The sequence below is a fragment of the Novosphingobium resinovorum genome (assembly GCF_036352595.1).
Taxonomy (GTDB): Bacteria; Pseudomonadota; Alphaproteobacteria; order Sphingomonadales; family Sphingomonadaceae; genus Novosphingobium; species Novosphingobium resinovorum_B.
Window position 1 is genome coordinate 76,728 of sequence record NZ_JAZFAX010000010.1, and the last position, 23,269, is coordinate 99,996.

Annotated in this window: 24 protein-coding genes; 15 read left to right on the top strand and 9 right to left on the bottom strand. The window is 68.0% G+C overall.

What is annotated here, in order from left to right:
- Positions 1-9 precede the first annotated feature (9 nt).
- Together V2S85_RS11745 and panC are read right to left on the bottom strand one after the other, a co-directional pair.
- Positions 10-789, bottom strand: coding sequence for a CsgG/HfaB family protein (locus tag V2S85_RS11745; protein WP_330703043.1), 780 nt, complete (start codon positions 787-789; stop codon positions 10-12).
- 162 nt (positions 790-951) lie between these two features.
- Positions 952-1,809: a pantoate--beta-alanine ligase gene (gene panC, locus V2S85_RS11750; protein WP_330703044.1), complete on the bottom strand. Its 858-nt coding sequence runs from the start codon at positions 1,807-1,809 to the stop codon at positions 952-954.
- A gap of 134 nt (positions 1,810-1,943) precedes the next feature.
- Here panC and V2S85_RS11755 point away from each other — a divergent pair, with 134 nt between their 5' ends.
- Together V2S85_RS11755 and V2S85_RS11760 are read left to right on the top strand one after the other, a co-directional pair.
- A complete protein-coding gene (locus tag V2S85_RS11755) occupies positions 1,944-2,756 on the top strand; it encodes a division plane positioning ATPase MipZ (RefSeq protein WP_330703045.1) in 813 nt (270 codons plus the stop codon).
- 11 nt (positions 2,757-2,767) lie between these two features.
- Positions 2,768-3,052: a J domain-containing protein gene (locus V2S85_RS11760; RefSeq protein ID WP_330703046.1), complete on the top strand. Its 285-nt coding sequence runs from the start codon at positions 2,768-2,770 to the stop codon at positions 3,050-3,052.
- A gap of 22 nt (positions 3,053-3,074) precedes the next feature.
- On the opposite strand, the gene V2S85_RS11765 is transcribed toward V2S85_RS11760, so the two are convergent.
- The 3 genes from V2S85_RS11765 to V2S85_RS11775 all read right to left on the bottom strand — a co-directional run bounded on the left by V2S85_RS11765 (position 3,075) and on the right by V2S85_RS11775 (position 7,604).
- On the bottom strand, positions 3,075-4,376 hold the full coding sequence (locus tag V2S85_RS11765; protein ID WP_330703047.1) for a dicarboxylate/amino acid:cation symporter: 1,302 nt from the start codon (positions 4,374-4,376) through the stop codon (positions 3,075-3,077).
- Positions 4,377-4,473: 97 nt separating this feature from the next.
- Positions 4,474-4,899: a flagellar basal body protein gene (locus V2S85_RS11770; protein ID WP_330703048.1), complete on the bottom strand. Its 426-nt coding sequence runs from the start codon at positions 4,897-4,899 to the stop codon at positions 4,474-4,476.
- A gap of 11 nt (positions 4,900-4,910) precedes the next feature.
- Entirely contained in the window at positions 4,911-7,604 is a 2,694-nt protein-coding gene (locus V2S85_RS11775) for a hypothetical protein (RefSeq protein WP_330703049.1), read from the bottom strand.
- 138 nt (positions 7,605-7,742) lie between these two features.
- On the opposite strand from V2S85_RS11775, the gene V2S85_RS11780 reads away from it, so the two are divergent.
- The 10 genes from V2S85_RS11780 (at position 7,743) to V2S85_RS11825 (ending at position 17,350) form a co-directional block, all read left to right on the top strand.
- The gene (locus tag V2S85_RS11780; protein ID WP_330703138.1) at positions 7,743-8,771 is read left to right on the top strand and encodes a flagellar motor switch protein FliG; all 1,029 of its coding nucleotides are present in this window, start codon (positions 7,743-7,745) and stop codon (positions 8,769-8,771) included.
- A gap of 16 nt (positions 8,772-8,787) precedes the next feature.
- A complete protein-coding gene (locus tag V2S85_RS11785; protein WP_330703050.1) occupies positions 8,788-9,480 on the top strand; it encodes a flagellar biosynthesis protein in 693 nt (230 codons plus the stop codon).
- An 82-nt stretch (positions 9,481-9,562) separates the two neighbouring features.
- Positions 9,563-9,754, top strand: coding sequence for a hypothetical protein (locus V2S85_RS11790; RefSeq protein ID WP_330703051.1), 192 nt, complete (start codon positions 9,563-9,565; stop codon positions 9,752-9,754).
- 11 nt (positions 9,755-9,765) lie between these two features.
- A complete protein-coding gene (locus V2S85_RS11795; RefSeq protein WP_330703052.1) occupies positions 9,766-10,617 on the top strand; it encodes a hypothetical protein in 852 nt (283 codons plus the stop codon).
- A 107-nt stretch (positions 10,618-10,724) separates the two neighbouring features.
- Positions 10,725-12,305, top strand: a complete 1,581-nt coding sequence (gene fliF / locus V2S85_RS11800; protein WP_419198192.1) for a flagellar basal-body MS-ring/collar protein FliF — start codon at positions 10,725-10,727, stop codon at positions 12,303-12,305.
- 10 nt (positions 12,306-12,315) lie between these two features.
- Positions 12,316-12,687, top strand: coding sequence for a flagellar motor switch protein FliN (gene fliN / locus V2S85_RS11805; RefSeq protein ID WP_330703053.1), 372 nt, complete (start codon positions 12,316-12,318; stop codon positions 12,685-12,687).
- On the top strand, positions 12,687-13,163 hold the full coding sequence (locus tag V2S85_RS11810; RefSeq protein WP_330703054.1) for a helix-turn-helix domain-containing protein: 477 nt from the start codon (positions 12,687-12,689) through the stop codon (positions 13,161-13,163). The genes fliN and V2S85_RS11810 overlap by 1 nt, the downstream gene beginning before the upstream one ends.
- 144 nt (positions 13,164-13,307) lie before the next feature.
- Positions 13,308-15,422, top strand: coding sequence for a flagellar biosynthesis protein FlhA (gene flhA / locus V2S85_RS11815; protein WP_330703055.1), 2,115 nt, complete (start codon positions 13,308-13,310; stop codon positions 15,420-15,422).
- Between the two features lie 68 nt (positions 15,423-15,490).
- A complete protein-coding gene (locus V2S85_RS11820) occupies positions 15,491-16,663 on the top strand; it encodes a flagellar hook-length control protein FliK (protein WP_330703056.1) in 1,173 nt (390 codons plus the stop codon).
- Between the two features lie 15 nt (positions 16,664-16,678).
- On the top strand, positions 16,679-17,350 hold the full coding sequence (locus V2S85_RS11825) for a flagellar hook assembly protein FlgD (RefSeq protein ID WP_330703057.1): 672 nt from the start codon (positions 16,679-16,681) through the stop codon (positions 17,348-17,350).
- 11 nt (positions 17,351-17,361) lie between these two features.
- Here V2S85_RS11825 and V2S85_RS11830 read toward each other — a convergent pair whose 3' ends face one another.
- From V2S85_RS11830 to thrS, 3 genes are all read right to left on the bottom strand, one after another.
- Positions 17,362-17,721 (bottom strand): hypothetical protein, encoded by a 360-nt coding sequence (locus V2S85_RS11830; protein ID WP_330703058.1) that lies wholly within the window; start codon positions 17,719-17,721, stop codon positions 17,362-17,364.
- Positions 17,722-18,005: 284 nt separating this feature from the next.
- A complete protein-coding gene (locus tag V2S85_RS11835) occupies positions 18,006-18,683 on the bottom strand; it encodes a spermidine synthase (RefSeq protein WP_330703059.1) in 678 nt (225 codons plus the stop codon).
- The gene (gene thrS, locus V2S85_RS11840) at positions 18,680-20,674 is read right to left on the bottom strand and encodes a threonine--tRNA ligase (RefSeq protein WP_330703060.1); all 1,995 of its coding nucleotides are present in this window, start codon (positions 20,672-20,674) and stop codon (positions 18,680-18,682) included. The genes V2S85_RS11835 and thrS overlap by 4 nt, the downstream gene beginning before the upstream one ends.
- Positions 20,675-21,054: 380 nt before the next feature.
- Here thrS and V2S85_RS11845 point away from each other — a divergent pair, with 380 nt between their 5' ends.
- Genes V2S85_RS11845 through V2S85_RS11855 form a run of 3 tightly spaced genes read left to right on the top strand, consistent with a single transcriptional unit; the run spans position 21,055 to position 21,862 of the window.
- Positions 21,055-21,483, top strand: coding sequence for a hypothetical protein (locus tag V2S85_RS11845; protein WP_330703061.1), 429 nt, complete (start codon positions 21,055-21,057; stop codon positions 21,481-21,483).
- The gene (locus tag V2S85_RS11850; RefSeq protein ID WP_330703062.1) at positions 21,480-21,674 is read left to right on the top strand and encodes a helix-turn-helix transcriptional regulator; all 195 of its coding nucleotides are present in this window, start codon (positions 21,480-21,482) and stop codon (positions 21,672-21,674) included. The genes V2S85_RS11845 and V2S85_RS11850 overlap by 4 nt, the downstream gene beginning before the upstream one ends.
- Positions 21,675-21,718: 44 nt before the next feature.
- Positions 21,719-21,862, top strand: coding sequence for a hypothetical protein (locus V2S85_RS11855; RefSeq protein WP_330703063.1), 144 nt, complete (start codon positions 21,719-21,721; stop codon positions 21,860-21,862).
- A gap of 10 nt (positions 21,863-21,872) precedes the next feature.
- Here V2S85_RS11855 and V2S85_RS11860 read toward each other — a convergent pair whose 3' ends face one another.
- Positions 21,873-23,219: an ArnT family glycosyltransferase gene (locus tag V2S85_RS11860; protein ID WP_330703064.1), complete on the bottom strand. Its 1,347-nt coding sequence runs from the start codon at positions 23,217-23,219 to the stop codon at positions 21,873-21,875.
- Between the last annotated feature and the right edge of the window lie 50 nt (positions 23,220-23,269).

A 23,269-nucleotide genomic window follows, 5' to 3' on the forward strand; every position in this document is an offset into this window, starting at 1 on the left:
AAAAGGCGTTCAGCGCGCCTTGGGTGCCGCCGCCGAAGCGTCCACCGGCAGGCCGCCGAGCTGGGTCACGAGCTTGGTGTAGGCGTCGAGATAGGCGAGCACGATGATCTGGCCGATCTGCGTGTTCTGGTAGCCGCCGCCGCCGACACCGCCGAACGTGCCGCCGAAGAAACCGCCGCCGCCCGCGCCGAAGCTCACGTCGGACTTGCGGGCATAGCCCTCGGTCAGGGCCTCTTCCACGGTGGTGCGTGCGTTGACGACCGAGAGCGTGACGTTCGCCTCGCCCTTCTTGACGTTGAGGCCACCGGCGATGGCGCCCACGCCGCGACCGAACAGGCCGCCGACACCGCCCAGCACGCCGCCGAGGCCGCCGCCGCCCGAGTTGTTGTTGGTCGAGACAATATCGGGCTGCAGGAAGTAGTCCGCCGCCTTGATCTGGCCCTTGCCGATATTCGAGCCCTTCTGCAGCTCACCCTGCTCGGCCAGCGCGCGCTCCATGGCGCTGCTCTGGAGCGAGCGGCCACGGTTGACCATGGTGAAGCAACCGGACTTCTGCACGAAGACCTTCAGGATCGCCTCGGGGCTGCCGAGGCTGAATTCGCGCCACCACTGGTTGTCGGGCTCGACGATCGAGACGGTGCCCAAGTTCTTGGTGCAGATCGGGATTTGCTGCTGGCCCTTGTCCTGCAGTTTGCGTCCGGAGGACTGGTCGGCCAGCGCCGGAGTGGCCGAAAGGACGGCCAGTGCGCCGAGCGCGCCGGCACCGAACTTGTGAAGGGCGGATTTCATCGCATGTGCTCCCATAATGTGCCGCGCCGCCAGCGCGGGCTGCCCAATCCCCAGGGCAACGAAGGTCTTAGGCCGCCAGCTTGGCACGAACAAATGACGATGTCTGTGAGAATCTCTCGCAAATTTGCGTGGGATTTCAGAATCAAGCGAGATCCGGATACCTCAGGCCGGGGCGACGGCCATGTTGTCGATCAACCGGGTGGAGCCGATCCGCGCGGCGACGATCAGCCGCATCGGCGTATCGGCACGCGCTGCCAGCGGCGCGAGACCGCCGGCCTCGCGCAGTTCCGCGTAGTCGATCGCGCGGAAACCCCCGGCGAGGATATCCGCCTCCAGCGTCGCCAGCGTCGCGGGCACCGGCTCTCCGCCCTCGATCGCGGCGATGGCCTTGCGCATCGCGGTGGGCAGCGCCACCGCCGCCGCACGTTCCCCGGCCGAGAGATAGGCATTGCGCGAGGACATCGCGAGCCCGTCCGTCTCGCGCACGGTCGGCACCCCCAGGATCGCGTCGGCGGCGGGGCGGGTGAGGTCGAGGTCGCGCGCCATGCGGCGGATGACCGCCAGTTGCTGCCAGTCCTTCTCCCCGAACAGGGCCATGTCGGGCATGACTTGGTTGAACAGCTTGCACACCACGGTGGCGACGCCGTCGAAGTGGCCGGGCCTTGCGGCTCCGCACAGCCCCTCGCTGACCCCGGCGACGGAAATGTTCGAGGCGAACCCCGCCGGGTACATCGCCTCCACCGTGGGCGCCCACAGCACGTCGACGCCTTCGGCTTCCAGCAGCGCGGAATCGCGGGCAAGCTGGCGCGGATAGGCGTCGAGATCCTCGTTCGCACCGAACTGGAGCGGATTGACGAAGATCGACACGACGATGCTCGCGCCGCGACTTTTCGCCTCGCGAACGAGCGTCAGATGGCCGTCATGCAGCGCCCCCATCGTAGGGACGAGCGCAACCGGACCGCGGCTGCGAAGCTCGGCAACCGCATTGCGCAGTGGATCAAGGGCGTGGACGGTTTGCATTGGGCTTGGCTGCTCCGGTATGATGGGCGCGACCGAAAGGTGCGTTTCGGGCATTAGCCCCGGCGCGCCTGCGGGGGCAATGATTTCAACGTCGGGCCGGGCGACCGGTCCCGCGCGAACAGGATAACGGTCACGTGACAGCGCATCGCATCGTCTTCGCCAACGAGAAGGGCGGCACCGGAAAGTCCACCACCGCCGTCCATGTCGCCATCGCGCTCGCCTACCAGGGCGCCAACGTCGCCTGCATCGACCTCGACCACCGCCAGCGCACGCTCTATCGCTACCTCGAGAACCGCATCGAGACCGAGCGCAAGCGCGAGATCGCCCTGCCCGGCGCCCGCTTCGCGGTCTACGACGGCGACGACATCGCCGAACTCGACGATCTCGCCGAGCAGATCGCCGAGGGCTACGACTTCCTCGTCTTCGACACCCCCGGCCGCGACGATCCCTTCGCCCGCCACGTGGCGACCACGGCGGATACGCTGGTGACGCCGCTCAACGACAGCTTCGTCGACTTCGACCTTCTCGGCCAGGTCGAGAGCGAGACCTTCAAGGTCAAGCGCCTCTCCTTCTACGCCGAGGTCATGTGGGAAGCCCGCAAGCAGCGCGGCCTCAAGACCATCAACGAGGGCCGCCGCGAACTCGACTGGGTGGTGGTCAGAAACCGCGTCCAGCACGTCGAGGCGCGCAACATGCGGCGTATCGACGGGGCGCTGCAGGAACTGTCGAAGCGCGCGGGTTTCCGCGTCGCGGCGGGGCTGTCTGAGCGCGTCATCTTCCGCGAGCTGTTTCCCTCGGGCCTGACCCTGCTCGACAAGGGATATCTGGGCGATCTGGGCACCAGCCATCTCGTCGCGCGGCAGGAACTGCGCGGATTGGTGGCCGGACTCAACCTGCCCCTAACGGCACCCAGAGCGCCCCAACTGGCACTCAGCGACGCAGACTGACGGGAACCGCGATGACCAAGCTGCTCCTGCTGATCGCCATCGGCTGCTTCGCCTGGCGGCAGTTCACCGGCCGCTGGCCCTGGGAAAAGCGCAAGGCCCCCGGCCCCTCTTTCGAGACCGCCCGTGCCCGTGCGCTGCTGGGCGTCGAGGCGGATGCCGACCGGCGCGAGATCCTTGAAGCGCACCGCCGCCGCATCGCACAGGTCCACCCCGATCGCGGCGGCAGTCCCGAGCAGGTCCACGAGGCCAATGCCGCGCGCGACCTGCTGCTGACGATGCTGCCGGTCGAAAGCTGAGGCGGTCGAAAGCCGATCCGGTTCAGGCCGCTGCCGGCCGCGCGTCCGGGCCGCTGATCGCCGAGATCACCGTCGCGCAGACGAGGTCGCCGATGACGTTGAGCGTCGTGCGGCACATGTCGAGGAAGCGATCGACGCCGATGATGAGGCCGATCCCCTCCGGCGGGACGCCCACGCTGCCCAGGATCAGCGCCACCACCGGCAGCGAGCCCGCCGGGACGCCGGCGGTGCCGATCCCGGCCATGATGCAGATGACCATCACGTAGACCTGCTGGCCAAGGTCCAGCTCCACCCCGAAGAACTGCGCGAGGAACAGCACCGTCACGCCTTCGAACATGGCGGTGCCGTTCTGGTTGGCGGTGGCCCCGATCGTCAGCACGAAGCGGGCGATGCGGTCCGGCAGGCCCAGTTCCTCGTGCGCCACCCGCAGCGACGTCGGCAGGGTGGCGTTGGAACTGGAGGTCGAGAAGGCCAGCACGCTGACCTCGCGCGTCTGGCGGAAGAAGGCGACCGGGCTGCGCCGCGCGACGAAGGCGAGCAGCAGGGGATAGACCCCGAACATCTGCAGTCCCAGCGCCAGCAGCACCACGCCGACGAAGGCCGCCAGCTTGCCCAGCAGATCCCAGCCGAACTGGGCGGAGAGGTTGAACATGAAGCAGAAGATCGCGATCGGCGCGAGGCGGATGACCACGCCGATCAGCTTCATCGCCACCTCGAACACGCCCTCGATCGCATCCTTGAGCGTCGCCGTGCGCGGGCTCGAAACCAGCAGCAGGCCGATCCCGAAGAACAGCGCGAAGACCATCACCGCCAGGATGTCGTTCTCGCTCATCGCGGTGATGACGTTGGAGGGCACCAGCGCCAGCACCGCATCGACGCCGGACGGCGCCTTGCCTGAACTCTGGACGATGCTGCCCGCCGAATCCGCACCCTTGGCCAGCAGCTCGCGCGCGGCGGTGCGATCGACGCCGTCGCCGGGGCGCACCAGGTTCACCACCGTCAGGCTGATGGCCACGGCGATCCCCGAGACGACGAGCGTATAGGCCAGCGTGGCCAGCCCGACCCGCCGCAGCGCGCGGACCTCGCCCATCTCGGCGACGCCGATCACCAGCGCCGAGAACAGCAGCGGCAACACCAGCATGAACAGCAGCCGCAGGAAGATCTGGCCCACCGGCATCGTCACGTAGTCGATCAGCGCCGCGACCCAAGCCGCATCGCGCGCGAACGTATAGGCGAGCAGCCCGGCGGCGAGCCCGAGCCCGAAGCCAAGCAGGATCTGCACCTGCAGCCGGCCCGGGCTTCGATCCTTCTGCGTCTGGTCCATCGCTGCCGCACTCCTGCGATGGCGCCGCTTCATGGCGCCTTGCAGGGTACAAACGGCGGGCGGCGCAAACGTTGCCGCCCGCGCCTGCGCGCAGGAATCACCCCTTGCCCACCGCCGTCTTCATCAGCGCCATCTGCTTGCGGTAGAGATTGGTCATCGCCGCATAGTCCTGCTGCACCTGACCGAGGGAGAGGAGCTGGTCTTCCAGCGTGACGTTGTTGCCGTCGGGCTTGGTCTCGCTGGTATTGCCGTCGAGCACGACCCGCCCGCCGGCCTGCGGCGGCTTCGCCCCCAGCGCGGTCATGCCGCTGGACAGTTCCACCCGCGGGCGCGAAACCCGCGGAGCCCCGCCCGCCGCCATCTGGCCATCGACCAGCGCGGAAAAGTCCGGCGCCTCGACGGTGCGGGCCTTGTAGCCGGGGGTTTCGGAATTGGCGATGTTCTCGGCGATGACGCGCTGGTTCTCGGCCATCGCCTTCATCGCGCGGCCCATGCCGTCGAAGATCGGGGGGAGCGTGGACATCCGGGGCCCTCTCAGGATGAGCCGGTCAGCCGCGACAGCGCGGCCTGGTAGCTGGCGAGCTTCGCCTTCTGGTAGGCCGTGCCGCCGCTGCTGGAAACGGTGCCGTCGACGATCGCCGCCTTGGCCGAATCCCAGTAGAGCGAGCGGTAGGCCGACTGCGTCATCGATACCGCCGACTTGATCCGCGTCAGCGCGGTCGCGGCGGTCTTGGCGTCGAGCAGCGTCAGCGCATCGCTCAGCCCCAGGTTGTAGCGTCCGCCGGGGGTGACCTTGGCGGCGGTCTTGTCGGTGACCTTGGGCGGGACCAGCCGCACCGGATCGAGCCCCAGCTTGCCCAGCGCGTCGCTGCCGTCGGCCCCGGCGATCAGTTCCAGCGTATGCCCCGCCTTGACCTCGATCCTGAGGCTGGAGGCACCCTCGGTGAAGGGCGTGGTGATGGTGGCGTCGGCGCCGGTGATGCGGCGGATCTTCTGCGCCAGTGTCGCCATCGTCTCGCCCTTCTCGATGGTGACGATGCGCGCGCTTTCGCCATCGACGCTGATCTTGAAGCTGTCCCCCACCCGCAGGCTGGTCTCGGCCACCAGATCGCCGGTGGTCTGCTGGTTCAGCAGCCCGCGATGGAGCCCCAGCGCCCCCAGCGAGGTCGCGCCGCCGGTGACGGCGGCCAGGCGCACCGGCTCCACCGTGCTGCTGAGCCGGCCCCACTGCGAGACCGTCTGCACCGAGCCGTCCGCCGGATCGATCCGGGCGACGAAGCCATCGACCTTGCCGGTTTTCTTCTCGCCCAGTGTACCGGACGTGCGGCCGCCGACGTAGAGCACGCCGTTCAGATAGGCGACGCTGTCGGCCTGATCCGAGGTGTCGGTGCCAATGTAGCTGGTGCTGGCGGCGGTGAAGTCCGCATCGACCAGCGTGACGAAGGCGTCGAGGCCGCCGCTCATCGTATTGGTCTGGGCGCCGTTCAGCGCGGTGCCGGTGGCCCCCACCACGGCGATCTGGCCGGTGTCGGATACCGCCATCGCCCGGGCCGATGCGGTGCCCAGCGCGATCGCGCCGAGGTCCTGGCTCAGCGAGTCGGAGGATATCCGCCGCAACGTGGCCACGCCCTTCTCGTTGGTGAGCGCCAGCAGGTTGCCCTCGTTGTCGATCGCCAGTGCCGAGACCGAATCCGATCCGCCGCTGTCGATCGTGCGCCGCTCGACCATCTTGCCGGCGGCGCTCAGCTTGACGATCACCGCGTCGCCGCCGCCGGTGGACGAACGACCGGCGACGTAGATCGAACCGTCGTTGCCCACCGTCACCGCGCTGGCCGTCTCGTTGCCGACCTGCCGGATCGCGGTGCTGGAAAGCTCGTCTCCCTTGGCATTGAAGCGGGTGACGAGAAGGTCGGTCTGGCTGTCGTCGCTGCCGTTGAAGGCCCCGCTGACGGTGCCGGCGACGACGATCTCGCCATTGGGGGCGATCGTCACCGCCGCGCCCGACGCGCTGCCCGCCGCGCCAAGGCCGCGCTGCCACACGACGTTGCCTTCGCTGTCCACCTTGGTCAGCATCAGGTCGTTGGCGCCGTCCGATACCTCGCTGCCGAAATCGCCGGCGGTGGTGCCCACGATATAGCTGTAGCCGTCCGCATCGGTGACGATGGCATTTGCGGCGGTGGCGGACAGGACGGTGTAGTCGGTATCCTCGTCGTCCGTCTTGGGCGCCGCCGCCTCGGCGCGGTCGGTGGCGGCGGTATCGACCGCGTTGATCTTGCCCAGCTTTTCCCAGGTCAGCGATCCGGCCAGATCCTCGACGCGGTAGACGTTGGCCGAAGTGGGAGAGGTGACGCCCGAGATCGAGGCGGTCTCCCCGCTCGCCACCATCAGCGCATCGCCGGCATCGACTTGGTCGATCGCGACTTTCTCGATCCCCGCCGGATTGAACACCAGGCCCCACTTGCCGTCGCTCTTCTCGACCGTGAAGTTCGACTTCCACTGGCTGACGGGATTGCCCGCATCGTCGAGCACGGGGTTGCCCGAGGCATCCGTCGCCGGCCGCGCGGCGATCGCGGCGTTGAGCGCGGCGGCCACCGAATCGAGCGTCGGCGGCTGGCTGGTCTGCGACAGATCGACGGTGACGACCTCGCTGGTCGCCCCTTTGGTCAGCGTGAGCTGGAAAATTTCATTGCCGCCCAATCCCTCGATCGCCGCCGCGCGGGTCTTCGAGACACCGGTGCCGGCGACGGAATCCGTGGCATAGCGCGTCCCCACGCCCAGCGACCGGGCGCTGCTCGTCACGGTGCCGAAAGCCAGGTTCAGCAGATCGGTATCGGCCGATCCGAGGTAGGACTGCAGGTCCGAAAGCCCCTGCGCGAAGGTCTTCTGCAGCGATGCCCGCTCGGTGTCGGAGATCGTCTTGGAGGTCGCCGCCTCGGCAAGAATCCGCAGGTTTTCAAGGGCCTTGTACGTCGTGAAGGCGGTCTGGACATCGGGCAGGTCGCCCAGCGAACTGTCCCCTGTGGTGTCGATGATCGAGGCCAGCCGCTTGACCGCCGCGACTTGCGCGCTGCTCGCCCCGCTCGTCACCGCCTCCAGCCACGGCGCCGTCGTCTCGGGGGTGGTGAAGGCCTTCTTCGCGGCGGTCACCGCCGGGCTTTCGGTGGCGGCGGCGGTGCTTTGATAGGAGGAGTAGGCCGAGGTTCCTCCAAGAACCGACAGTCCGATCAACCCATTGTTCAGACTTATCGTCAATTGTGCCTCGGCTGTCGGTTGCGCGGGAGTCCTTCCTATAAATAGAAGGAACTCTCCGGGATCGGATGGCGTCGGGCAAATTTCGCCCAGGTTTTAGGGGATCTCGCAGTGAACATGATGACCGCGGTGGGCGAACCGCCGGAGCTCAAGAAATATTCGGGCACCCAGCGCGCCGCCGCGCTGCTGCTGGCGCTCGGTCAGGAGCACGGCATCCCCATCTGGCAGCAGCTCAGCGACGACGAGATCAAGGAGCTGTCCTCCTCGATCGCCTCGCTCGGCCGCGTCCCCGCCGTCGTCGTCGAATACCTGCTCGGCCAGTTCGCTGGCGAGGTCTCCTCGATCACCACCCTGCACGGCTCCTACGAGACGACCGAGCGCCTGCTCGAAGGCGTGCTCGCGCCGGACCGGGTCAAGGAGATCATGGAGGACATTCGCGGTCCTTCCGGCCGGACGATGTGGGACAAGCTGTCGAACGTCAGCGAGGGCGTGCTGGCGGGCTACCTCAAGAGCGAACACCCGCAGACCGTCGCGGTGATCCTCCAGAAGCTCAAGCCCGACCACGCCGCGCGCGTGCTGGCGGCGCTGCCGCGCGATTTCGGCACGGAAGTCGTCATGCGCATGCTCAAGACCGAGACCGTCCAGAAGGACGTGATCGTGCAGGTCGAGCAGACGCTCAAGAGCGAATTCATGACCAACCTCTCGCGCAGCGCCCGGCGCGATCCGCACGAGTCGATGGCCGAGCTGTTCAACGCGCTCGACCGCTCGACCGAGGAAGCCATGCTCGGCGCGCTGGACGAGAAGGCGCCCGAGGCGGCCGAGCGCATCCGCGGCCTGATGTTCACCTTCGAGGATCTGGCCAACCTGCTGCCGAGCGCGATCCAGGTCATCGTGCGCAACTGCAACAAGCGCGAACTGGCGCTGGCGCTCAAGGGCGCGCCGGAGGAGATGCGCCGCCTGTTCTTCGGCGCCATGACCGAACGCGCCGCCAAGCTGATGCGCGACGACATGGCCGCGATGGGCCCGGTCCGCGCGCGCGAGTGCGAGGCGGCGCAGGGCAACCTCGTCACCCTGGCCAAGGATCTGGGCGAACGCGGCGAGATCATGCTGGCGGACCCCAAGAGCGACGATGCGATGATCTATTGATCCAAAGGTACATGAAGTGACGGACGGCGCGGCAAGCATACAACCTTTCGGCTTCGACCGGGTGTTCTTCCACCCCATCGACATGCCCGCCGACGCGCCCGAGGCCATCGACACGCCCCCGGTGGCGGAAGTGCCGCCCGAAGTCCTGCGCGATCGGATCGAGGAACTCGAAACCCGTATCGAGCGCATGCAGGCCGACCACCGCGCCGAACTCGCCCGCGCCCGCTCCGACGGCTTCGAGGCGGGTGCGACTCAGGCCCGTTCCGAACGCGGCGAGGCACTGCTCGCCGCCACCGACGCCCTCCACGCCGCGCTGGACCGGATGGACGCCGGCTACGACACCGCGGTCCGCGCCATGGCGGGCGAGGCCGGCGCGGTGGCGCTGCACGCCGCCGAAATGCTGGCGGGCCACGCCATCGCCGCCCAGCCCGCGCGCGCGATCGACGAGGCGCTGGGCCGCGCGCTCGACCAGGTGGCGCACGGCACCGTGCTGATCGTGCGCACCAACCCCGAGATGCGCGACGACCTCGCCGTGCTGGTCGAGGCGCGCGAGGCAAGCGCCGGGCGCCCGCTCGCGATCACCGTCGTCGAGGACGCCGCCGTGCCGGAAGGCGATGCCCGCATCGAATGGGGTTCGGGCGGACTGAACGTGGATGCCGGTGCCCGCCGCGCGGCGGTGATGGCGGAACTGGCCGGGGTCTTGCCCTGAGGCATTCCCGTACAGCACGCTGATTGCATTCCTGCCCGAATGCACTAGATTCGGGATGCAAGACCGCCTTGTGGAGATCGCGATGAAGATTCTGGAACTGATCGGCCTCGCACCCAGCGCACGCGACAGGAAGCTGAGCGAACTCGTCGCCGGATCCTATCCCTCGGTGAAGGTCGTCGGTCGCGGAACCGTGAAGATCGACCCCGAAGAGGTGCGATCCTCGGAAGAGTTTCGCCGGGCACGAAAGATGGCGGCCGCGATCGTCCGGCCCTGACCGGCTGACAGATGATTTTCCTGCTGATCTTCCCCGTGCTCGTCACGGGTTTCCTGGCATGCCACATACACCCGGTCCATTCGTACAGGCTGCACCGCTACGAAGGGCAATATCTTTACCTGAAGAGCGCCGAACTTGGGCTCAAATGCTTCTTCCTGGCCTTCCTTGCCTGGCTGGGATTGCATTACTGGCTGCCTGACCGCCTGCCGATCGGATGGTTCGCCATCCCGCTCACGCTGTCCGGCGCGCTCACCGAGGTCATGGCCACGATGATCGGAGCGGCAAGCTCCACCCAACCGGCCTCGCTGAGCGAAGAGGCCACGCGGATGGCGTCGTTCTTCGAGCTTTCGTTCCTGACCTTCGCCGCCGCCTATCTCGTGAAGCTGTGGAGCCATGTCAGCCTGCGGCTGCGGTTCGGCCAGTGGAACACGCGGGTCCACGTCATCGGCGAAATCCTGGAAGACAGTCCGCTCGACAACCTGCTGTTCCGCCTGTCGCTGCAGCGCGACAGGAGCGCGATGCTGACGATGGAGGATCGCAAGGTCTACGTCGGCAAGATCATCAATCTGGGCGAACCTTCCGCCACCACCGGGATGGACCAGGATATCGCGATCATGCCGCTGATGAGCGGCTATCGTGACAAGGACACGCTGAAGGTCACATTCACCACCTTCTACGAGGAAGTCGATCTCGGCATCCTGATCTCGCTCAGGCAGGACAACATCCTGTCGGCAACCGAATTCGATTTCGGCGCCTATCGACTCTGGAATCCCCTGCTGGATACGGAAGCGTCGCCAGCCGAAACGGACGGCAAGGCACGCCGCGGCCTGCTCGGCAAACTGCTGGCCGCCTTCGTCCGCTGACCTGCGCCACATTTTTGCGAGCCCCGGCAAGTCTTGCCTAGTCTCATCCTATAATGCCCCCGAGGCGTGCCGCAACAGCGAGCCCGCGGACCTCGGAAAGGCCGGACTTGGAAGCGTTGCGCAATTTCATCGGGCAGATAGGCGTGCGCCGGGCCGCGCTGATGGGCGGCGTCGCGCTGGTGCTGCTCGTCGGGCTGGGGTGGATGGCGATGCGCACGCCACAGAGCGCCATGGGCTACCTCTACACCGACCTTGATCCCGCCGCCGCATCGACCATCACCGAGAAGCTGAAGGCGCAGGGCGTCCCGTTCCAGCTCTCGGCGGACGGCTCGGCGATCATGGCGCCGGTGGACAAGCTGCCGGAACTGCGCATGGCGATGGCCACCGAGCAGCTCGGCGGCAAGATCGGCTACGAAGTGCTGGACGAGGAGGAGCCCTTCGGCATCTCCTCCTCGCGCGCCAAGCTGAACGAGACGCGCGCGATCGAGGGTGAACTGGTCCGCTCGATCGAGAGCCTCGACCGCGTCAGCCGCGCCCGCGTCCACGTCGTCATGCCCGAACGCGCGATGTTCGAGACCGAGCCGCGCAAGGCCAGCGCCTCGGTCACCGTCAAGACCAACGGCCGCCTGCCCGCCGAAGCGGTGCAGGCGATCCGCTACCTGGTGTCCTCGGCAGTGCCCGATCTCTCGCCCGAAGCGGTGTCGATCGTCGACCAGACCGGCGCCCTGCTGGCGCGCGCGGGGGAAGGCGGCGGCGCCGACGCCAGCGACCTGGAGGACCGCCAGGCCGCCGTCGAGGCGCGGCTGCGCGACCAGATCGAGACGCTGGTGGAGCCGATCGTCGGCCACGGCAAGGTCCGCGCCGAAGTGGCCGCCGTGCTCGAACGCGACCAGGTGCGCGAGGAATCCGAGACCTTCGACCCTGACAAGCAGGTGATCCAGCATCAGGTCACCGTCGAATCGAGCAACCAGAGCACCGAGAAGACCCCCGGCGCCCAGGGTGCGAGCGTGGCGACGCAGCTGCCCGAGAACGCCGGGCCTGCGCAGAACGGCGCCGGCAACGACAGCCGCAACGCCGCGCAGAACGAGACCTCCGAAGACGTCACCTACCAGAACAGCCGCATGCAGAAGGTCGCCGTGCGCACGCCGGGGCAGGTCAGGCGCCTGACCGTGGCGGTGATGGTGGACGGCGGCGAGAAGGGCCTGCCGCAGCCGCAGATCGAGCGCCTGCAGCGTCTCGTCGAGAACGCCGTCGGCTTCGACAGCGAGCGCGGCGACAGCGTGGTGGTGGAGAACATGGCCTTCGCCGCGCCCGACGTGGACGGCATCGACGGCGGCCTGCCCTTCGGCCTGACCGTGGATCGCATCCTCGACGTGCTGAAGATCGCGCTGGTGGGCGGCATCGTCCTGTTCGCCATCCGCATGCTGCGCCGCCCCAATGCCCCGGCGCTGCTGCCGCCGCCCGCCGGTGACGGGGACGACCGCCGCGAGCCCGGAGCCGGCGTCAGCCTGGCCCAGCTCGAAGCGCTCGCCGAGGGCGCCGAGAGCGCTCCGCTGCTCGATCAGGAAGTGGCGCTCGCGCATGTCGACGGGCGCGTGAAGCTCTCGGCGATCAAGCGCATCGGCGACACCATCGCCTCCAACCCGGCGGAATCCGCCTCCGTCATCCGCCAGTGGATGAACTCGTGAAAGGTATCCGATGAGCGACGAGCTCGAAACCCGGAACTCCGGCCACTCGCAGCTGGCCCCGGCGCATCTGCCGGAAGAGCCGGAAGCCCCGCTGCCGAGCCAGACCGCGCTGCCGCCGCGTCCCTCCACCCCGCCCGCGCCCGAAGACCTGCAGGCGGTGTTCGACGTGCCGGTGAAGGTGCAGGCGGTGCTCGGCCGGTCCAGGATGGACATCGGCGACCTGCTGCGACTCAAGCCCGGCATGGTGGTGGAACTGGACCGCCGCGTCGGCGAGCCGGTCGATATCTTCGTCAACAACCGCCTGATCGCGCGCGGCGAAGTCGTGCTGATCGATGCCACCTTGGGCGTCACGCTGACCGAAATCGTCCGCAAGGAAGGATGATGGGCTCGCGCGATTCCGATGCCACCCGGCTGATGCTGGTGGGCGAGTTGGGCGATGCGGTGGGCCTCGCCAACGAGATGGTGCGCGGTTCCGCGACCCGGATCGGCGTCGGCGCTGCTCCGCCCGCGCTTGGGACATGGGCCGGCCCGGAAGCCGACATGGTGGTTGTGGACCTTGCCGTGAACCTCAAGGACGTGCTGGCGCGGCTGCGCGGAGCGCGGCCCGAAGGTGCGATCAATGCCTCGATCTCCGGCCTCGTCGGCCAGAACATCGCCGACGTCGAGCGCGAGCTGATCCTCCAGACCCTGCGCCACTGCGGCGGCAACCGCAGCGCGGCGGCGGCGATGCTGGGCATCTCCGTGCGGACCATGCGCAACAAGCTGCGCTCGTTCCAGGCGGACGGGATGACGGTGCCGCCGGCGCCGATGGGCACCGGCGCGGGCGCGGTGCGGGCCGCGATGGCGGCGGGGGCGTGACCGACGTTGCGCCCAGCCTCGCGGGCTTCGACAAGCTCAGCCTGCCCCTTCGACAAGCTCAGGGTGAGCGGAGTTTGCGCCATACTCCCACCCCGCTCAGGCTGAGCTTGTCGAAGCCCCTGGCGCAACCGGCGGCCTGACCCGATGGCCACCGCGCCCGCCAAGTCCGCGCTCCCGCCGCAGGTCACGCAGTTCCTCGTCCGCCTCGGACCGGGGCGCGACCTGGCGCTGGCGCTGGGCGTGGGCGCGATCATCGCGATGCTCATCCTGCCGATGCCGGCGTGGATGCTCGACATGGGGCTGGCGCTTTCGATCACGGCTTCCGTCCTCATCCTGATGACGGCGCTGTTCATCGAGAAGCCGCTGCAGCTTTCCAGCTTTCCGACGATCCTGCTCATCACAACGATGCTGCGGCTCGGCCTCAACCTCGCCTCGACCCGCCTGATCCTCGGCCACGGGCACGAGGGGCACACGGCGGCGGGCGGCGTGATCGCGGCCTTCGGCGAGTTCCTGATGGGCGGCGAGACCGTCATCGGTCTCACCATCTTCGCGATCCTGATCGTCATCAACTTCGTGGTCATCACCAAGGGCGCGGGCCGCATCGCCGAAGTGGCGGCGCGCTTCAGCCTCGATGCCATGCCCGGCAAGCAGATGGCGATCGACGCCGACCTCAACGCCGGCACCATCACCGAGGAACAGGCCCGCGCGCGCCGCTCCGAGATCGAGCAGGAAAGCGGCTTCTACGGCGCCATGGACGGTGCCTCGAAGTTCGTGAAGGGCGATGCGATCGCCGCGCTGCTCATCACCGCGATCAACATCGTCGTCGGTCTCATCGTCGGCGTCGCGATCCACGGCGTGCCGTTCGGTCAGGCATTCACGACGTATACCATCCTCACCGTGGGCGACGGCCTCGTCAGCCAGATCCCGGCGCTGATCGTCTCGACCGCGGCGGGCCTGCTGGTGTCCAAGGGCGGCGTCGTCGGCAAGACCGGCGCGGCGCTGGGCGACCAGCTGGGCCGCTATCCCAAGGCCTTCGGCATCGCCGGCGCGCTGATGGGGATGCTGGCGCTGATGCCCGGCCTGCCGTTCCTGCCTTTCGCGCTGCTCGGGGCCGCCTGCGGCTGGCTGGCCTGGACGATGACGAAGAAGGCCGAAAGCGCGGCCGCCGCCGCCCGCGTCGAGGACGCCGCGCAGCAGGCCCGCCAGAGCGCCGCGCAGGCCGAGGAGCCGATCGCCCGCACCCTGGCGATGGACGCGCTGCGGATCGAGCTGGGCTATGGCCTGCTCCCTCTCATCAACGACGCCAGCGCCGAGCCGCGCCTCGACGACCAGGTGCGCGCGCTGCGCCGGCAGATGGCGATCGACTACGGCTTCGTGCTGCCTTCGGTGCGCATTCTCGACAACATGGCGCTGCAGGCGAACGAATACGTCGTCTACGTCAAGGAAACCGAGATCGCGCGCGGCGAGCTGCGGATCGGCAAGCTGCTGCTCATCAATCCCGGCGGCGGCGACACCGGCCTGCGCGGGGAAGCCACGCAGGAGCCCGTGTTCAAGCTCCCGGCGCTGTGGATCGAGCGCGAGATGCGGCAGGAAGCGGGCTTCCGGGGCCTGACGGTGGTGGATTGCGGCACCGTCGTCACCACCCACCTGACCGAGATCGTCAAGGACAACATCGCCGACCTGCTCTCCTACGCCGAGACGCAGAAGCTGCTGGACGAGGTCCACAAGGATTCGGCCAAGCTGATCGCCGACATCATCCCCGCGCGCATCTCGATCTCGGGCGTGCAGCGGGTGCTGCAGAACCTGCTGGCCGAAGGCGTCTCGATCCGCGACGTGCCGACGATCCTGGAAGGCGTGGCCGAGGCGAGCGCGGTGACCGCCAACCTCACGCAAGTCACCGAACATGTCCGCGCGCGTCTCTCGCGCCAGATCTCGGCGCAGCACACGCTGGACGGGACGGTGCCCATCGTCGCGCTCGGCCCGGCCTGGGACGAGGCGTTCTCCGAGGCGATCATCGGCCAGGGCGACGACCGCCACCTCGCCATGGCGCCCTCGCAACTGCAGGCCTTCATCGCCGCCGTGCGCGAGACTTACGACCGCCTTGCCGCGCAGGGCGAGATCCCGTGCCTGCTGACGAGCCCGTCGCTGCGCCCCTTCGTACGCTCGATCATCGAGCGGGTGCGACCGGCGACCGTGGTGCTCTCGCAGAACGAGATCCACCCGCGCGCACGGCTACGCAGCCTCGGCGCGATCGGCTGACGGTCTCTGGGCACCGGCGAAACGTAAGGGTGCGACCGGCCCGAGCGTGATCGCTCTATGATGGAGGGATGGCCCTTTCCCCGCTGCCTTCCGCTGCGATTCCCCCGCCGGCCGCGAGCGGCGAAGCGATAGCCGCGCGCCCGCGCGGGGCGGACGGCCAGCCCTCCTTCAGCGCCGCACTGGACGAAGCCGACCGGGCCGCTTCCACCGCCAGCACCGAAGCCGCCGGGCCGCTGCAGGGCGATGCCCCGGCCGAACCGGCAGCAACCGACACCGGACCGCAGAAGGCCGAGCCGCAGCAGGCCGCCACCAAGGCGCCCGCGCCTGCCCTCGCGGTGGCCGCACCGACGATCGATCCCCTGCCGGTCATGCCGGACCCGGCCCAATCCCCCGCCCGATCCCCGGCCCCGGTCGCCTCGTCGGATACGAGCACGGAGACTGCGGCCGGGGCCGCCGCCACCCGGCCGAACCGGCACAAGGAGGAAACCTCCCCCGCCGTCACCGAAGGCCTAGCCTCGGCGCCGACCTTGCCGGTCCCGGCCGCTACGCCGGTGGAGCCCGCCACTGCATCGCCGAAAGCCGCCGTCACGGCGGGGCAGGCCGCGCACGAGGCCGCCCGCCCCGCCGTCGTCCAGCGCGCTCCGCATGAAGCAGTCGCCGTCGTCGCCGAAGCACCCGATCCCGGTGCGGGCGAGGCGAAGGTGTCCGCCCCGCTGTTCACCCAGACGCTCGACGCCGCCGCGCTGCGCTCGACCGCGCCGCATCCTTATGCCGGCGCCCGCGGCGATGCCGGCAATGCCGCCGTGACCTTGCGCGAAGGGCGCTTCGGCGCCGACGTCGGCGTCGCCATCGCCCGCGCGCTGGACGGCGGCCGCGACGATCTGCTGATCCGCATCGATCCGCGCGACATGGGCCGCATCGACGTCCGGCTGTCCTTCGACGACGGCGGCACTCTGCGCGCGGTCGTCTCCGCCGACAGTCCGGCGGTGCTGGACCTCCTGCGGCGCGAAAGCCCGCACCTCGACCGCGCGCTCGGCGATGCCGGCATCCGCGCCGATGCGCAGTCGCTGCGCTTCGACGGGGGGCAAGGGGGCGGCGGTACGGCCGGGCAACAGCGCGGCGGACAGCACCAGGCAATGACGCCCTCCGAAACCGCGCGCCTGCCAGGCGGTGCGACGGACGGCGCCGAACCCATCCTTCGGTCGCTGCGCGGCAGCGGCCATGTCGATCTCATGGCATAAGGCGGCTTTGCGACAATGACGACGGTTACCGACACCACCTCGACCGGCAGCAGCACGAGCAGCACGGCGGCCTCCACCTCGGGCCTGCTGACCGACTACAACCTGTTCCTCAAGCTGCTGACCACGCAGATGACCAACCAGGATCCGCTCGATCCGATGGACACCTCAGAATATACCCAGCAGCTGGTGCAATATTCGCAGGTGGAGCAGTCGATCCAGCAGACCGGCAAGCTCGACGACATCCTGAGCCAGCTGCTGTCGCAGCAGATGTCGCAGGCATCGAGCTACATCGGGCGCGAGGCGCGCTTCGATTCCCCGGTCGCGGGCCTGGGCGACAGCCCGGCGAAGTGGACCTATTACGTCGATGGTACCCCCGCCTCGGTCAGCGCCACCATCAAGGACGCGCTGGGCGGCACGGTGGCCACCGTCACGCTCGATCCCGAGGCGCAGGGCTCCTACGAATGGGACGGCACGCTGTCGGACGGGACCAAGGCGGCGGCGGGTGCCTATACCCTCTCGATCAGCGCGCTCGCAGCGGACGGGTCGAGCCTCGACACGACGATCAACTCGGTGGGCGTGGTGGACGACGTGGTGACCGACGGATCGAGCATCATGCTCGGCGTCAACGGCATCCGCCTGTCCGCCACCGGCCTCGTTGCCCTGACGGCGCCGAAGGACGCGTCCTAAGCCCCGTCCGGCTAACTCTCGTCCAGCGCGTCGCTCGTTTCGCGGGCGGCGCGGGCGGGGGAGCCGGGGTGGTCCACCGGGTGGAGCGCAGTATCGAGCCGGGTGCAGCCCGGCAGCCGCTCGGGCAGTGCCAGCATCATCAGGCAGTCGGCGATCGAGGGATCCTCGATCGGGCCGATCAGATCCTCGACCTCGTCCTGGCTCAGATCCGACTGGCTAAGACAGCGCAAGGCCGCCGCCTGCCAGAGCTGGGCCGCGGAATCGACCCGCAGCCTGAGCGAAAACCAGTATTCCTGCTGCGTCCCCGAAACCAGGGCCCCCACAGCCTGAGCATTGCCGTTGCCCAGGCCCCAACCTGAATTGTCCGCCATTCGCACTCTCAAAAGTACTTCAGACCAGACCACCGCGTCCGATTGCCCCCGGACCCGAGAAGAAAGGTCGACCCCCGGAGAGCGAATGATGAACCCGAAATTCATCAATCGATCCCCGCGCTTACCTCTATACGAGCGCGGTCCGCAGAAAAGCGCCGGACACAAACAAGGCGTTGATAACAGCACGATGCAGCCGGAATGGACACGAAAGATCGTGCCCTGTTCCGTCGGGCGAAAACATCGATGGGGTGGTTCAGGCGGAGGGCTGGACGCGCGCCCCGGTCCTATTCGCTTTTCGAGGCGAACCAGATGACGTGCTTCGGCCCCTTGCCGTTGCTGCGGGCGTGGACCTTCACTTCGTCCACCGCGAACCGCGCCCGTTCGATGCGCCGGGTGAAGGCGGGATCGGCGCCGGCCGACCAGATCGCCAGCACGCCGTCCGGGGTCAGCGCCCCGTAAGCCTCCCGAAGGCCGACCTTGGAATAGATGACGTTGTTGTCCTCGCGGACCAGCCCATCGGGGCCGTTGTCGACGTCGAGCAGGATCGCATCGTAGTCGCCGTGGCCATCGATGATCGCCTGCGCGACGTCGCCCATCACCAGGTTGACGCGCGGGTCTTCGAGGCAGTCCCCGGTCAGGTGCGCCATGGGCCCGCGTGCCCACTGGATGATCTCCGGCACCAGTTCGACCACGGTGATCTGCGCATTGGCAGGCAGCACCCGAAGCGCGGCGCGCAGGGTGAAGCCCATGCCGTAGCCGCCGATCAGGAAGTGCGGGCGTTTGGAAGAGCCCTTGATCCGGTCGTAGGCCATCGTCGCGAGGGCTTCTTCCGAGCCCCACTTGCGCGTGCTCATCAGCTCGTTGTGGCCGATGACGATCATGAAGTCCTTGTCGTGGCGGAACAGCTCAAGCTTCTCGCCGTCAGGAATCCACGCAGAGTCGAGGAGTTCGCGCTGGATCATGCCTTCAAGTCCGGCGCGGTCGCTTCGGCGGTCAGCAGGGCGATGGCTTCATCGAGGGTCATGACCTTCTGGTGCTCGGCGCCGAGCGTGCGCAGGGCGACGGTGCCTTCCTCCGCCTCGCGCTTGCCGACGACGACGAGGTGGGGGACCTTCTTCAACGAGTGCTCGCGCACCTTGTAGTTGATCTTCTCGTTGCGCACGTCGGTTTCCACCCGTACGCCCGCCGCCTTCAGCCTGGCGGCGACTTCGGCGGCGTAGCCGTCTGCGTCCGAAACGATCGTCGTCACCACCGCCTGAACCGGGGCCAGCCATACCGGCAACTTGCCTGCGAAGTGCTCGATCAGGATGCCGATGAAGCGCTCGTACGAACCGAAGATCGCGCGGTGCAGCATGACCGGGCGATGCTTCTCCCCGTCCTCGCCGATGTAGTGCGCGTCGAGGCGCTCGGGCAGCATGCGGTCGGACTGGATCGTGCCGACCTGCCAGGTGCGGCCGATCGCGTCGGTGAGGTGCCATTCCAGCTTAGGCGCATAGAACGCGCCTTCGCCGGGGAGTTCTTCCCAGCCGTATTCCTCGGTGGCGAGCCCTGCGCGCACCACGGCGTCGCGCAGTTCGGCCTCGGCCTTGTCCCACTGCTCGTCGGTGCCGATGCGGTTGTCCGGGCGCAGTGCCAGCTTGATCGCGTAGGTGAAACCGAAGTCGCGGTAGACCTTGTCCGCCATTTCGCAGAACGCCTGCACTTCGCCGACGATCTGGTCTTCGCGGCAGAAGATGTGGCCGTCGTCCTGCGTGAACTGGCGCACGCGCATCAGGCCGTGGAGCGCGCCGTGCGGCTCGTTGCGGTGGCAGCAGCCGTTCTCGACGATGCGCAGCGGCAGGTCGCGGTAGGACTTGATGCCTTGCTTGAAGATCAGCACGTGCGCCGGGCAGTTCATCGGCTTGAGCGCCATCCACTGCGCGTCGTCCGAGATGATCGGGCCGTCGTCCTCGGTGTTGGGTACCTCGTCGGGGATGACGAACATGTTCTCGCGGTACTTGCCCCAGTGGCCGGACTGCTCCCACTGGCGCGCGTCCATGACCTGCGGTGTCTTCACTTCCTTGCAGCCCGCGTCGTTGACGGCGCGGCGCATGTAGTCCTCGAGCGCGCGGTAGATCACGTAGCCCTTGGGGTGCCAGAACACCGAGCCGTGCGCTTCGTGCTGGAGGTGGAACAGGTCCATCTCGTTACCGAGCTTGCGGTGGTCGCGCTTGGCGGCCTCTTCAAGCCGCGTCAGGTGCTCGGCCAGCTGCTTCTTGTTGAGCCAGCCGGTGCCGTAGATGCGGCTCAGCATCGCGTTGTTCTGGTCGCCGCGCCAGTAGGCGCCGGACACGCGCGTCAGCTTGAAGGCGGCGGGGTCCAGCTTGCCCGTCGAGGGCAGGTGCGGACCGCGGCACATGTCGAGCCAGTCGTCGCCCGACCAGTAGACCGTCAGCGGTTCGTCGCCGGGCAGTTCGGCGGCCCATTCGGCCTTGAAGCTCTCACCCTGCTGCTTCCAGCGGCTGATGAGCTGTTCGCGGTCCCACACTTCGCGGCGCAGCGGCTTGTTGGCGGCGATGATCTTGCGCATCTCCGCCTCGATCGCGGGCAAGTCCTCGTCGGTGAACGGGCGCTCTGCCGGGGCGAAGTCGTAGTAGAAGCCGTCGTTCGTCGAAGGACCGAAGGTGATCTGCGTGCCGGGGAACAGCGCCTGCACCGCTTCGGCAAGGACGTGCGCGAAGTCGTGGCGGGCGAGGTCCAGCGCCTCGGCCTCGTCGCGGCTGGTGACGAGCGCGAGGCTGGCGTCGCCGGTGAAGGGGCGCGACAGGTCGACCAGTTCACCGTCGATCTTCGCGGCGAGGGCGGCCTTGGCGAGACCCGGGCCGATGGCGGCGGCGACGTCGGCCGGGGTCGAGCCTTGCGGCATTTCGCGCACGGAACCGTCGGGCAGGCTGATCTTGAACATTTCGGACATGGACGAACTCATTCTCTCGTTTGCCCCATGCCATACCAGAGCATGTGGGCCGCAAAGCTTTGGCGCGCCATGGCACAGGCGCGCCTTCGGGTGAAGGCGTGGCGTCGGCGGAAATGGCTCTATTTCGGAAAGAGAGACGCCGTTCTCGCCCGAAATCCGGGCTGCGGCGGTTCGCTTGGGCTCAGCCCGCGACCAACCGTGCCCGGACGAGCCCGGTAGTGAGGGTAGTGGTGATGGTGCGCGAAAGCATTGCCGCGATGTAGCGATTCGGGCCCGGAAAGGCAATGTGATGGCGAGGTTGCCTGCCTTTATGTCAATGTCACTTGACTTTTTCACTCAAACAGACAAGTGTGCTTTACAAATGAGCAAGGAGGCTTGTCATGTTCGGTCGAAAATCCGTTAAGAATCCAGCCTATCGCCGCTATGCCCTGCGCATGCTGCCGGTGAGCCTGCTGTACGTGGGAGCCATCATGCTGGCGTCGCGACTGGTGCCTGACCATGCCGAGGCCAATCCGATGACCATCGGGATCGCGCTGCTGCCGGGCCTTGCGGTCCTGGGCTGGATCTGGACGATGGCGCGCTTGCTCATCGAACTCGATGACGAGTATTTGCGCATGCTGGAGGTTCGCAAGTTTCTTGTCGCGACCGGCGTGACCCTTGCCATATGCAGCGTCTGGGGCCTTCTGGAAATCTACACCGATGTGCCGAAGCTGCCGGTTTTCCTCGTCTTTCCGCTCTGGGCGATGGGCCTGTTCGTCGGCATGCTGGTGAACAGGATAACGCAGGGGACGGCGGGGGCCTGTGCGTGAACAACCGCCTCAAGATCCTGCGCGCCGAGCGTGGCTGGAGCCAGCAGGATCTGGCCGAGCGCCTCGAAGTCTCGCGCCAGAGCGTCAATGCGATCGAGACCGGGCGCTACGATCCTTCGCTGCCGCTGGCCTTCCGCATCGCCGATGTCTTTGGTATGACCATCGAGGACATATTCCTGAGGGGTGAGTGATGGCTGGCGGGCCGTTGAAACGAAAGCGGGGAGCGCGGATCGGCGTGGCAGTCGCGATCGCGGTGGCGGCCGCGGTATCGCTGGGGCTGTTCCAGTCCGCCGCCGAACCCGTCCCTGCGCGCGAGGAAACCGGGCTGCGCAGCGGCGGCAAGGTGATCCTGCGCGTGGTCGCGCCCAAGCTCTACTGAGCGAACGGCATCAATGCAGGGTCGGGCGCACGCGGCGCTCGCCCAGCCTTGCCAGCGTGGCCGTCGCCAGCCAGCCCACGGTCATGCAGACCCACGGCATCACCGGATAGTGAAAGCGCGACTGGCCCGAGAATACCAGGCAGATCAGCGTGGGATACAGCGCGATCCCGTAAGGCAGCAGCCACCAGCCGATCCAGCGCTGCCCGTCGCGCCGCCGCCGGGCGATCATCACCACGAACGCCGCCGCGAATCCGATCATCAACAATCCGTAGTAGCCCTGATTGAGCACCCGCACCGCGCGATAGGCCAGTTCGAACCGCGCATAGCCCGGCGCCCCGCCCTGATAGGCCCACTCGGCCTCGCCGTCGGGCAGCCAGAGGCGCAGGAACTTCCTGGGCAGCAGCTTCACGAAGCGGTCGGGGTGGTCGGTGATCCAAGCCATGCCCAGCCGCCGCGCCTCGGCGTCGCGCTGGACTTCATCCAGGCCGGGGCGGGCCATCAGCGCCGCCACCACCGGCGCGTCGGGTGTGTAATCTCCGGTCGCGGTGTCGTGGTTGCCGGTCAGCAGGGTATAGCCGCCATTGGTCGAAACCGCGACCCAGTGGCCCAGTTGGACATGGTTGCGGATCGTCCAGGGCAGCACCGTCAGCCCCGCGATCGCCAGCACCAGCAGCCCCTCGCCGAGCAGGCGGGGCAGCCGTTTCCAGACCTGACGCCAACCACCACCCTGGCGCAGCCACTCGATCGCGAACAGCAGCGGCACCACCACCAGCGTCTGCGCCTTCACCAACGTCGCCACGCCGAACAGCAGCCCGGCGCTGACGAGGTGCCAGCGGCTGGTGCGCGTCACGATCACCCAGCACCCTGCCAGCAGCAGCGCGGTATAGAACACCTCGGTCAAGGCCAGCGGCACGTAGCCGATGGCGTTGGGATAGACCGCCAGCAGCAGCAGCCCGGCGCGCGCGGCGGCCTCCGAGCCGAACAGCCGCCGCCCCAGCACCAGCGTCAGCGCCCCGGTCAGCATCGCGCTGCACAGGTTGAACAGGCCGAGCGCGACTTGGCTCACGCCGAACTGCGCGAAGACCAGCCCCAGCGCGATCGGCCACCCGGCGGGCCAGAACGCGGTCGGCGCGCCGTGGTTGTCGAGATAGCCCTGTCCCGCCGCGATGCTGGCGGCACGGCTGAAGTACCACTCCGCATCCGAGGTCGGCGCCACATCGATCAGCAGCACGGCCACCCGCAGGGCGAAGTAGAGCGCCCAGATCGCCAGCAGCACCGAGCGATCGGCGGCGAACCATTCGAGCCGCAGCGCAAGCCGCGAGGGACGGGTCGGGAAGTGGATGACCTTGGCGCTCATATCGGCCTGCAGCGGTAGGGAAGACGGCTTAAGATCGCATTACGGCAGGG